The following is an 11,288-nucleotide window of genomic DNA, read 5'->3' as shown; positions in this document are numbered from 1 at the left end:
TCAAAATCAAGTAATCATTATATAATAATTACTATAAGAATTTGGAGGTACGAAATGAGATTGAAAAATTTACTTCACTATAAAGATTTTCATTCAGATGATATCATATTTGATTCTTTAATAAAAAGTACTGATGATGAAATACTTAACTATGTAATTAATGTTACATCAGATTTATTAAATGGAGTTTTTTTAGCTGATGATTTTAAAATAAACTCAAAAGAAAATCTAATTAGTTATGAAGAAAGAGAACTCGGAGAATTAGCTACATATATAGGTATAACACCTTTTGTACAGTCTACTTTAGCAAAAGGAACTAATTGGCAAGAAAAAGCAACTTCTTATTTAGAGTATTTTATAGGATATATCATTGGAACAATAGATAAAGAAGAATTTTTAGGTAATTTAATAGAAATGAGAGAAGTATTAAATATGTCTAATAAATTTTATACTGGATTAGTTATTTACTTTGGTGAAAATAAAGAATTTATTATTAATGGTATATTAAATAAATTACAATTTTAATTATTATTTATAAGAAAAGCACTACTAAATCGTAGCGCTTTTCTTATATAACCTTATTCATTGTCCCAAAAATTTTCACATAAATGCTTAATATCATTAGGCTTTTTTATTCTTACATAAGGATTCCATTCCTGAGGAAAAAGACTTTTATATCTATAAGTTGAATATCTATTATCTAAAAGTAAAATCACACCTCTATCCTTAGATGTCCTAATACACCTTCCAACAGCTTGAAGTACTTTTATCATTCCTGGATAAACATAAGCATAATCGAAACCCTTGTTGTTCTCATTCAACTGTTCTTTTATTATATCTCTTTCTCTGTTTATTTGTGGCATGCCAACACCAACTACAATAACACCTATTAGTTTATCTTCAGTTAAATCTATCCCTTCTGAAAAATGACTTCCCAAAACACAAAATCCTACATTAGTTTCTTTGTTATCATTATTAAACAAAGCTAAGAATTCTTCTTTCTCTTCCTCACTCATATTATTTTCTTGAATAATTACATTAAGGTCTGCATATTTATCTCTAATTTTTTCATAAACCAATTCCATATATTTATATGATGGAAAAAACACCATATAGTTTCCATCTTTACATTCCACACAGGCTTTAATATACTATACTATATCTTCCGCTGTATCTTTTCTTTTATCATATGTTGTTGAAATATTATCACCTATCATCAATAATCTATTTTTCACATCAAAAGGACTCTTTAAATTTATTATAAAATCCCCATCCTCGCTACCATAAATTTCTTTATAATAATTTAATGGTGTTAAAGTTGCCGAAAAAATTGTTGCAGATTTAGATCTATTTATTTTTTCTACAATTAAGTCCGAAGGGTTTGCACAAAATAATTTTATATTAATTCCCAATAATTCATCACTATATATGGTTTTGTAATTATTATCATAGAAATTTGAAATAGATATGAATTTATTAACCTCAAAATATAAATCTAGCAAATCTGAATTTTCTTCATTTGATCTTGATAAATATTCATCCATAAACTTCATTAAAGTATTAAACAGTTCTAGTAATGCTTTAGGCAATTCATTTTCAACCAGATATTTTTCTTTCATTACATCTAATACTTTTGACTTTTCTAAAAAATAACTTTCAATTTCTTTTATTAAATTTAATATCCTTTTGTCTTTTTTGCCTATTATTTTTTTCATTTTTATAAAAGTATCTTGATTTATTTCGGCAGAGTACATGTTCCTACTTCTATCTAGTAAATTATGTGCCTCATCTACAAGAAAGGTAAAATCTGTTTTTTTCACATCAAAGTATCTTTTTAAATAAACTCTAGGATCAAATATATAATTATAATCACAGATAACTATATCACTAAACATAGTTAAATCTAGACATAACTCAAACGGGCATAGTTTATAGACTTCACTTATTTCGTCAATATTTTTTCTGCTAAAATCATCATATTTATTTAAAATTTCCTTAAGTGCATTATTTATTTTATCAAAATAGCCCTCAGCATAAAGGCAGTAATCTGGATTACAGTTAATTTCAGACATCTTGCATATTTTTTCTTTTGCAGTTATTGTTATACTTCTTAAATTTAATTTTTGTTTTTTCATCAGTCTTATAGTGTCGTTTACTACTTCTCTTGTTATAGTTTTTGCTGTAAGATAAAATATCTTTGAAGTTTTTTCTTCTCCCATTGCTTTTATTGCAGGAAAAAGTGTTGATACTGTCTTACCTGTACCTGTTGGTGCCATAGCAAAACATTTTTTGCTGTCTACTATACTTTTATAAACTCTTACCGCAAATTCCCGTTGTCCCTGCCTATATTCTTCAAAAGGAAACTTTAAGTTTTTAATGGATTCATTTCTTATTTCCATCCATTTTTTCTCCATACTGGCCCATGACTTATATTCATTAATCAGTGCAAAGAAAAATTCTTCTAATTCACATATTTTGAATTTTTGTCTCAGTATCCTTGTAGATTTATTTTCTATATTATAATAAGTTACTTGTAAATCTATATTGTCCAAGCCATTATGAATACAATACATATATCCATAGCATTTTACCTGAGCCCAATGAAGAGGATTAGTATTCTCATCTATTAATAGTAAATCTTTTGTCGTAGTTTTTATTTCATCAATTATAGTTTTATTATTTTCAATTAAAAGTCCATCCATTCTGCCTTCAACTTCTATTTCAATTTCATCAAAAGAAAAAGTATGTTTTATAGATACTTCTGAGGTATATTCATCCCCATAAGATTTTTGTACTCTTTGATGTCCTCTAATTCCTTCAATGGCCTTTATATTTCCTACAAACCTATTGTCTATACTACCCTTTTTCATAATAAGCTCTACTAGGATTCTCACCGATATTTTTATTTTTTTCATAATAACGTCCTTATTCATTTTTTTATAAGTGTTTCTCTTATATCTTATTATATACAAATTTACTATAAATTTAAAACTATCACAAATTTATTAATAAATGTAAATTTGAGTAACATCTAAGAGTATTATGTCATATTATAGGATATAGGCATTAAATAAATATGTCTTAATTTTATTACAAGGGAGGACAGTGAATTATGAATAAAGATAAAAACTCAATCAATAAAGCTAACTCTTCAAGTATAAATACTTCTAACGCTTCTATTATAGTTCAATTTGCTGTTTATACTAGCGAAGAATATCTATCTACCTTGTTAAATACTCTTGAAGAAAATAACTTAAATATCGCTGCATATTATATATCAGCGGATAATAAAAAGCTAAAATTTGTGTTTATTGTTGGTGAAGATAATGTCCAGTCTTCAAGTGATGTAAATATTACAAGAAATATCTTAAAACAAAATAGATTTAAATTTGATGAGACAAAGGTAGTAAGATTATCAACATCCAATAATGTAGGTTTACTTGCATATCATTATAATGAATTAATTAAAACTTTAACAGTTTATAATTCTTATATTGGAGAAGATGGAAGTATTATATATGAAACTTGTTGTCCAACTAAAACATTGAAAGTAGTAAACGAATTAGCTTAATAATAAAAGTTTGCTTTGCTTAAGCGATTACGTCGGTGAATTACTTTATGTCACAAAGGTGGAAATTAAAAAAGTGATGAATTATTTTTTAATTCATCACTTTTTATTGTTTATAATTAATTATGCTGTTTCCAACTTATAAAAATCATAAAATTTTTCTTCTTTTTTTATTAAATCATCAAATCTACCTTTTTCAATTATTTTACCATCTTCCATAAAAATTATCTCATCATATAAACTTAATAATTCTTCGCTCATCTTATGTGTAATAGTTATTAATGTAAGATCATCCAAATTTAATAATTTATTTTCAATATCATATCCTGTTTGCATATCTATGGCAGATGTCCCTTCATCTAAAATAAGTATTGGTGTTTGTTGAATTAAAGCTCTTGCTATTGCTATTCTTTGTCTTTGTCCTCCAGATAAGTTATTACCATTCTCACCTACCAAATAATCTAATCCTTCTTCTAACTCATTAATAAATTTATCTGAACCACTTAGTTTTAATATTTTATTTATATTGTCATTGGAAAAATCCTTATATAAACAAATATTATCTTTTATATTTTTATCAAACATATATACATTTTGATGAATAATAGAAATCATCTTATTAATTTTTTCTATATCTACACTTCTAATTTCTTTGTTATCATACTTAATTTCTCCACTATAATCTGCATAGTATCCAAGAATTAATTTCGCTAAAGTTGACTTTCCACAGCCACTAGGTCCTACAAGGGCATACTTTTTATTTTTATTTATTGTTAAATCTATACCATCAAGAATATGTTTGTTATCTTCATATGCAAACTTCACATTACTTACCTCTATAGCATTTTCAAAGGATGGATTTTCAGTTCCTATAAAAGTACTATCTTTATAATTTGATATATCATCTAATCTTTTTATTACAGAAGTCATAGAAGTAATTTTTGGAACATAACTCATTATCATAATAACAGGTTGAATAAAACTTCCCGATAGTTGGACAATCGCAATTAATGTTCCCATAGTTATATTTCCTTTTAGTACTAAATAAGCTGATAAAAATACTGCAACAAATTGAGTTCCCATACCAAGTAATTGTGATAAAGTCTCGTTTATTACTAATAATTTATCTGCTTCAAATTTAGTCTTTGCTAAATCTATATTTTCTTCTTCAAATTCTTTAAAAGCATCTTTTTTCAAATTATAGGATTTTATAATATCGTATCCACTAAGCATATCCTTGATTACAGTAGTAAATGATGTTAATTTATTTGAAAGATTCATCTGCTTGCTTTCTAGTTTTTTTCCAAAAATACTTGGTACTATAAAAATCAGTAACATACTTAAAAACAAGCAACCAGTTACCAATGGACTTAAATATAATAATATTCCTATTGTTGCTAAAAATGCCACTGAAAATTGTAAAACTAGCAACAAAGAAGTAATATAATTTTCTTCTACTAGTTTAATATCGTTAGTTAGTGCTGATATGTAATCTGCCGTATTTTTAGAATTAAAATCTTTGTAGTTATGATTTATTATTCCAAAAAATATTTTACTTCTAAGTTCTTTTGTTACATTTCTAATAAACATTTTGCTAAGTATATCATAAATAAAATACAATAATCCCATAAATGCACAATAAATAAGAGTAAAAAGCAATATTTTTTTAAACCCTTCCATATCTCCATTCATAACTTTGTCTATAGTAGATTGTAATAATAATGATACACCTACCATAGTTATTGACGATATAACGCTAAATATTATTGTAACAATCAATAATAACTTATTCTTTTTAATACAATCCTTCATATCTCTTCTCCCTCCGTCATTATAATAATTAATCTAACTTTTTCTTAATTTTATGATTATTAATATGCATATGCAATATAACTAATAAAAAAATAATTACAACTATATCTAAATCTATAATTGTAATTATTTCTTTATACATTTGTTCCCCCCAGTCGCAATAAATTACTATTATTCAACATTACTTCCTCTCTAAATTATATACAAATGTAGGTCAAAATGTATTACGAAATTTATTACATATGATTTTCAATATAATTAAATACTTAATTAGGTAAAATAAACTAACTATTTTTATATAAAAAAGCAGTTTTGACAACTAGACTTACGTTCTCAAAACTACACTTTGTGTATTCATTTTATCATATTTTAAAATTTCATTGTAAGTAAAACTTTCATTGTATCAACTTTAGAATTTATTAAAATCTGATATTATATTTATTTAAAACTCTATAAAAATAACGCCCTACAAAGGACGTTATTATATATATTAAGTTCTTATTTTCTAGCGAACATTTTTTTTGATTTTATTTGTGCTATTAAGTTTAATGCATATCCTACTACACCTATAACTATGAATGCTATACAAGTAGTTTGTAGTCCTAATTTGCCAGATAATACAGCGAAAAGTAATGCTGATATCGAACTACCTAAAGCGTAAAACATACCTACCTTAGCCATTTTTATAGTACCATCTTTAGTTCCAAATACATCTGAAGGCATAAATGCTGGCCCCGATGTTATTGTATATATTGTTAAACCTGCAAGTACTGGAACTAAAAATCCTATAGCACTTCCTTCTGGCATAAATGCCATTATTGCTAATGATGCTATTGTAGCTACTCCTGATAAAACCATAGGCATAAATGAACCTAATTTATCAAATAATTTACCACCTGCAACATTACCTACTAAGCAAGATACACCGAATACTGAACCTGCTATACCTAATTGAATTGTTGTAAATCCTTTAGTTACTAATACTGGTATTGCTTGTGTTGATACACCAACAACTGCGAAACATAATAATAATGACCCCAAGCAGAACATCCAAAATATCCCATTTTTATTATTTTCTTTATCAGATAAACCTTCGAAAGCTTGTCTAGTCGCTTTAACTTCACCTTTTTTAGATCCTTCTTCTACTACTAACTCTTCTTGCTTAGGGAATCTAACAAACGCTAATGCTAGAGGAACGCCTATAACTATCATAGCTATGCCTAAGTATATATAAGTTTGTCTCCAACCTACATTATCTAATAAGTTAACTACTATTGGTTGTAAGAATACGTTACCTAATGATCCTCCAGCTAAAGCTATACCTAACGCTGTACCTCTACCTTCACCTGGGAACCAACGAGCCATCATTACTGGTAATGATAAACCTGTAAATAGTATTGTACCCACTTGAGTAAAGAATGCACTTACATTGAACATTAATGAATTTTGAGCTAATCCATAAGATGCAAATGATAAACCTGCTATAACTAAACCTACAATGTAGATATATTTTATTTTAAATTTGTCATATATACCTGTTATCATTGGATTGAATAATACTGGTATTGTTCCTGATAGGTATAATAGTGTAAATCCTACTTCAGATACAACTCCTGATTGAGATACTGGAGTTTGCATTTGAGACTGTAAGTTCATCGCTATACAGTATGGTATTGCTTGTATTAACATACATATAAAAACTATAAAATTCCTTTTCTTTTTGCTTGCTTTTGATAATTGTTGTAAATCAACTGATCTTTGTTCCATTTTATAATTCCTCCTATTTAATTTTCTTTATCCAATTAGTATAAATAAGTCGGTTATTTAATTTTCCAACCTCTATTACTATAAATCTAATTCAATCTTTTTTCATTAGACAATATTTATAATTTGTCGAAAAATGCAATTTTTATTAAGTTTTATATTTTTTCTAAATAATTTTTCTAAATTATGTAGTATGAATTTTATTTCAAAACATTTTAGTATTACACAATAAAATCATTTTTTATTTTTCACATAATAAAAAAGTACTATGACTTTTAGTCATAGTACTTTTTTATATTAAATTATTCAGCTCTTGGCGAAAACATTTTCTTTGATTTTATTATTGAAAATCCATTTAATATATATCCAACTAACCCTATTACTAAAAATATTAAACATGTTGTTTGTAGTCCAACACTACTAGATAATGCCGCAAATATATAAGCTGCAAATGCACTTCCGGCTGCATAGAACACCCCTACTTTAGCCATTTTTTGAGTTCCATCTTTATATCCAAATACATCAGCTGGCATAAAAGCTGGTCCTGATGTAAGTGTATATATAGTTAATCCTGAAAGTATAGGAATAAGGAATCCTAATGAACTACCCATTGGCATAAATGCCATTATAAGTAATGCTAATGTTGTACTTATGGCTGAAAGTATCATTGGTTTAAATGAGCCCAACTTATCAAATAATTTACCTCCACCTATGTTTCCTATCAGACAGGCTAGTCCATAAGTTGATCCAGCTAGTGCCACTCTTGAACCTTCAAATCCCTTTATACTTAATACCGGTATAGCTTGTGTTGATACTGCTACAGATGCAAAGCATAATAATAAAGCACCTATATTAAAAGTCCAGAAATATTTATTTTTCATATTCTCTTTATCAGATAGACCTTCATAAGACATTTGTCCAATATCTTTTTTATCTAAAGCTTCAACTTTTGTAACTTCTCCAGGTTTAGGGAATCTAATAAATAACAGTGCTATAGGTATACCTATAGCAATCATGGCTATTCCTAAGATGATATAAGTTTGTTGCCATCCGTATCTTGCTAATAAGTTAACTACTACTGGTTGTAAAAACACATTTCCTATAGAACCTCCAGCTAAAGCTATTCCTAGGGCTGAACCTCTACCTTCTCCTGGAAACCAGTGTGACATCATTATTGGTAATGATAATCCAGAGTAGAATATTGTACCTACTTGATTAAAGAAAGAACTAACATTAAACATTATTGAGTTTTTAGCTAATCCATACGATGCGAATGCTAATCCGCCTATAATTATACCTACAACATAAATATATTTTATATTAAACTTTTCATAAAAAGTAGCAAAATAAGGATTTAAAAATACTGGAAGCGTTCCAGAAAAATATAAAAGCGTAAATCCAACTTCAGATACAACTCCTGATTGAGATACTGGTATTTGCATTTGACCTTGTAAATTCTGTGCTATACAATAAGTTATTGATTGTATTAATAAACATATAAATACAATAAAGTACTTTTTCCTTTTCTCTTCTTTAGAAACTTGTTGCATAAAAAAACCTCCTACATATTTTACAAAACCTATTATTTTTATGTCTAATCAAAAATTTAAACATTTCTCAACTTTCAGTGCAAAACTATTCTATTAGACGACGTTGCTTAAAATCTTATATTAAATGTACATAAAATAAGATTTCTATCAATATATAGGTTTATTTGTATTATATTATTCGATTTTTTAATGATTCTTATGCAAGGCTGTTCTTAAATCTCCTCCAATTAATCTACTAACTCTAAAAACTATTATTTCTGGATTTACTTTCATAAATGAGTCTACCCAATCTAAGGTAATTCCAACGAATGCATATTTATAAAAGTTAGCAATAAAATTTTTTTCTTCTTCGCATATATTTATTCCCTCTGATTCATCTCTTATAAACCTTAATATTATACGATAAAAAACATTATATAATATTTCATCTAATTTACTTCTTCCTATAGATTGAGATATACTTATAATCATTCTTTTTTCATTTAATACAGATTGTAAAATTGTATAATATACTTTTTCCCACTTATATACAAAATTATTATCATACTCAATGGGATTTTCAAATATTTTATCTAATTCTACAAAAAACATATATTCTAGCAATTCATAAATATCATGAAAGTGATAGTAAAAGGTTTGTCTATTAATATTACAGTCATCAACTAACTGTGTCACCGTTATTTTTTCTAATGGTTTTCTCTTTAATAGGTTCTTTAATGATTCAGCAAGAATTCGTCTTGTATTTGCCATTTATCTGTTACTCCTTATATTATTTAAGTCAATTTTTTTCATAATTCTAATTTTGCATTATATATAATAATTACAATTTTTGAATAAAAAATATAGTTATAATATATCCCTTTTTCTATTTCTAATAACCATTCATCTGTTATAGCATTTAACCACTTGTTTTCTAAGTAAATATATAAACTAATAATAAAAGGAGACTCTATAATAATTAGATGGATAATAATTGGTCAAGTACTATATCTAATTCATTTGCTATAGAAGTTTCTAATAGTATCAATATAAAATAAATATGAATTGCTTATCCTTTTGAGTAAAAAAGGTTATAGATAAATTTTCTTTAAAATTTTATCTATAACCTTTTTAATATATTTTTATAATAAAGTTATTCCAGCTTTACTGCATTCTTCAACCATTTCCTGAGGCCAAATTCCTACTTGTACCTCACCTATGTGAGCTTTATTTAAAAAGAACATACATATTCTAGATTGGCCAATTCCTCCACCTATTGTATATGGTAATTTACCATCTAATAAGGCTTTATGGTAATCTAATTCTTTTCTATCTTCACACTTGGCAGCTTTTAATTGTTTTTTTAAAGCTTCTTCATCTACTCTTATCCCCATAGAAGAAAGTTCTATTGCATTATCTAATACTGGGTTATAGAATAATATATCTCCATTTAAATCCCAATCGTCATAGTCTGGACTTCTTCCATCATGCTTATCTCCACTGCTTAATACTTTTCCTATTTGCATTAAGAAAACTGCTTTTTTCTCTTTTACAATAGCATTTTCTCTCTCTTTCGCTGTTAAGTCTGGATACATATCTAGTAATTCCTGAGATGTTATGAAAGTTATTTCTTCTGGCAATATACACTCTACTTCTGGATAAATACTATGAACATGTTCTTCTGTTTCCTTAAAGACCTTATATAAAATTTTCACAACTTTTTTAAGTGTTTCCATCGTTCTATCTTCTTTATTTATTATAAGTTCCCAGTCCCATTGATCAACATATAAAGAGTGTAAGTTATCTAGCTCTTCATCTTTTCTAATTGCATTCATATCAGTGTATAGACCTGTCCCTACAGGAAACCCATACTTTTTAAGGGCCATTCTCTTCCACTTAGCTAAAGAATGTACTATTTCTGCATTTTTTCTTAAATAAGGTACTTGAAAACTTACTGGTTTCTCAACGCCGTTTAAGTTATCGTTTGTTCCTGTTTCAGGTAAAACAAATAATGGAGAAGATACTCTTGTTAATTTTAACCTCTCCCCTAATCTATTTTCAAAAAAGTCCTTTAAATCCTTTATTGCTTGCTGAGTTTCTATAACCCCTAAACTTGTTTCATATCTTTCTGGTATTACTAAACACATATTACTCCACTCCTTTTGATTTATTATTGTGATTTTTCCAATAAAAAAAGCCCTTCATCCTATATAAATAGGACGAAAGGCTAGACTTCCGCGGTACCACCTAATTTAACTTTAATAAAAGTTCAACTCATTCAATATACTAAATAATATATCGCCAAGTAGGTAACGGCTTGGTTCCGACTAAGTCTACTCTCTATTAGATTTCGGTTAGTAGCTCTGGGAGGTTCTTCATTATATACTTTGTACTGGACTCACACCATAACCAGCTCGCTTTAACTCTGTATTATAATTACTCTTCCCTTCATTGCTTTTACAATTTTTTCAATTAATTAATAGTAATGATATATGAATATATGTTTTTTGTCAATAAGTATTTTCAAAAACATTATTTTTCTTTCAAAAAATATTCTTCTTATTTGTTTTTTATGTTTACTTTAATTAGCTTTAATAAAATATTATTTTTATTAT

The 11,288-nt window shown here is 26.9% G+C and carries 9 protein-coding genes and 1 other annotated feature; of the genes, 2 read left to right on the top strand and 7 right to left on the bottom strand.

The genetic code is table 11. The features are described from left to right. Window positions 1-54: 54 nt before the first annotated feature. Entirely contained in the window at window positions 55-525 is a 471-nt protein-coding gene (locus tag NSA58_RS09340; RefSeq protein WP_039681032.1) for a hypothetical protein, read from the top strand. A 53-nt stretch (window positions 526-578) separates the two neighbouring features. On the opposite strand, the gene NSA58_RS09335 is transcribed toward NSA58_RS09340, so the two are convergent. Both NSA58_RS09335 and NSA58_RS09330 read right to left on the bottom strand, forming a co-directional pair. Next, window positions 579-1,136: a helicase C-terminal domain-containing protein gene (locus NSA58_RS09335; protein WP_257560410.1), complete on the bottom strand. Its 558-nt coding sequence runs from the start codon at window positions 1,134-1,136 to the stop codon at window positions 579-581. 15 nt (window positions 1,137-1,151) lie between these two features. After that, window positions 1,152-2,915, bottom strand: coding sequence for an ATP-dependent DNA helicase (locus NSA58_RS09330; RefSeq protein WP_257560409.1), 1,764 nt, complete (start codon window positions 2,913-2,915; stop codon window positions 1,152-1,154). Between the two features lie 197 nt (window positions 2,916-3,112). On the opposite strand from NSA58_RS09330, the gene NSA58_RS09325 reads away from it, so the two are divergent. Then, the gene (locus NSA58_RS09325) at window positions 3,113-3,571 is read left to right on the top strand and encodes a hypothetical protein (RefSeq protein ID WP_039681034.1); all 459 of its coding nucleotides are present in this window, start codon (window positions 3,113-3,115) and stop codon (window positions 3,569-3,571) included. Between the two features lie 120 nt (window positions 3,572-3,691). Here NSA58_RS09325 and NSA58_RS09320 read toward each other — a convergent pair whose 3' ends face one another. The 5 genes from NSA58_RS09320 to asnA form a co-directional block, all read right to left on the bottom strand. Further along, entirely contained in the window at window positions 3,692-5,380 is a 1,689-nt protein-coding gene (locus tag NSA58_RS09320) for an ABC transporter ATP-binding protein (RefSeq protein ID WP_039681035.1), read from the bottom strand. Between the two features lie 498 nt (window positions 5,381-5,878). Next, on the bottom strand, window positions 5,879-7,147 hold the full coding sequence (locus NSA58_RS09315; RefSeq protein WP_039681036.1) for an MFS transporter: 1,269 nt from the start codon (window positions 7,145-7,147) through the stop codon (window positions 5,879-5,881). A gap of 299 nt (window positions 7,148-7,446) precedes the next feature. Beyond that, complete coding sequence (locus NSA58_RS09310) at window positions 7,447-8,694, bottom strand: MFS transporter (protein WP_039679499.1); 1,248 nt, start codon at window positions 8,692-8,694, stop codon at window positions 7,447-7,449. A 186-nt stretch (window positions 8,695-8,880) separates the two neighbouring features. Continuing rightward, the gene (locus NSA58_RS09305; protein ID WP_039679498.1) at window positions 8,881-9,444 is read right to left on the bottom strand and encodes a TetR/AcrR family transcriptional regulator; all 564 of its coding nucleotides are present in this window, start codon (window positions 9,442-9,444) and stop codon (window positions 8,881-8,883) included. Between the two features lie 371 nt (window positions 9,445-9,815). Then, window positions 9,816-10,820, bottom strand: a complete 1,005-nt coding sequence (gene asnA / locus NSA58_RS09300) for an aspartate--ammonia ligase (RefSeq protein WP_039679497.1) — start codon at window positions 10,818-10,820, stop codon at window positions 9,816-9,818. 65 nt (window positions 10,821-10,885) lie between these two features. Continuing rightward, window positions 10,886-11,134 (bottom strand) — a binding site (T-box leader). Window positions 11,135-11,288: the final 154 nt, after the last annotated feature.

The organism is Terrisporobacter muris (assembly GCF_024621905.1).
Taxonomy (GTDB): domain Bacteria; phylum Bacillota; class Clostridia; order Peptostreptococcales; family Peptostreptococcaceae; genus Terrisporobacter; species Terrisporobacter muris.
The sequence above is the reverse complement of the archived record's forward strand: the minus strand, read 5'-3'. Positions and strand labels throughout refer to the sequence as shown.

Excerpts from the sequence above, each read along its gene's own strand:
- NSA58_RS09325 (WP_039681034.1), top strand. The coding sequence starts at position 3,113 with ATGAATAAAGATAAAAACTCAATCAATAAAGCTAACTCTTCAAGTATA.
- NSA58_RS09315 (WP_039681036.1), bottom strand. The coding sequence starts at position 7,147 with ATGGAACAAAGATCAGTTGATTTACAACAATTATCAAAAGCAAGCAAA.
- NSA58_RS09305 (WP_039679498.1), bottom strand. The coding sequence starts at position 9,444 with ATGGCAAATACAAGACGAATTCTTGCTGAATCATTAAAGAACCTATTA.
- asnA (WP_039679497.1), bottom strand. The coding sequence starts at position 10,820 with ATGTGTTTAGTAATACCAGAAAGATATGAAACAAGTTTAGGGGTTATA.
- NSA58_RS09330 (WP_257560409.1), bottom strand. The coding sequence starts at position 2,915 with ATGAAAAAAATAAAAATATCGGTGAGAATCCTAGTAGAGCTTATTATG.
- NSA58_RS09320 (WP_039681035.1), bottom strand. The coding sequence starts at position 5,380 with ATGAAGGATTGTATTAAAAAGAATAAGTTATTATTGATTGTTACAATA.
- NSA58_RS09310 (WP_039679499.1), bottom strand. The coding sequence starts at position 8,694 with ATGCAACAAGTTTCTAAAGAAGAGAAAAGGAAAAAGTACTTTATTGTA.
- NSA58_RS09340 (WP_039681032.1), top strand. The coding sequence starts at position 55 with ATGAGATTGAAAAATTTACTTCACTATAAAGATTTTCATTCAGATGAT.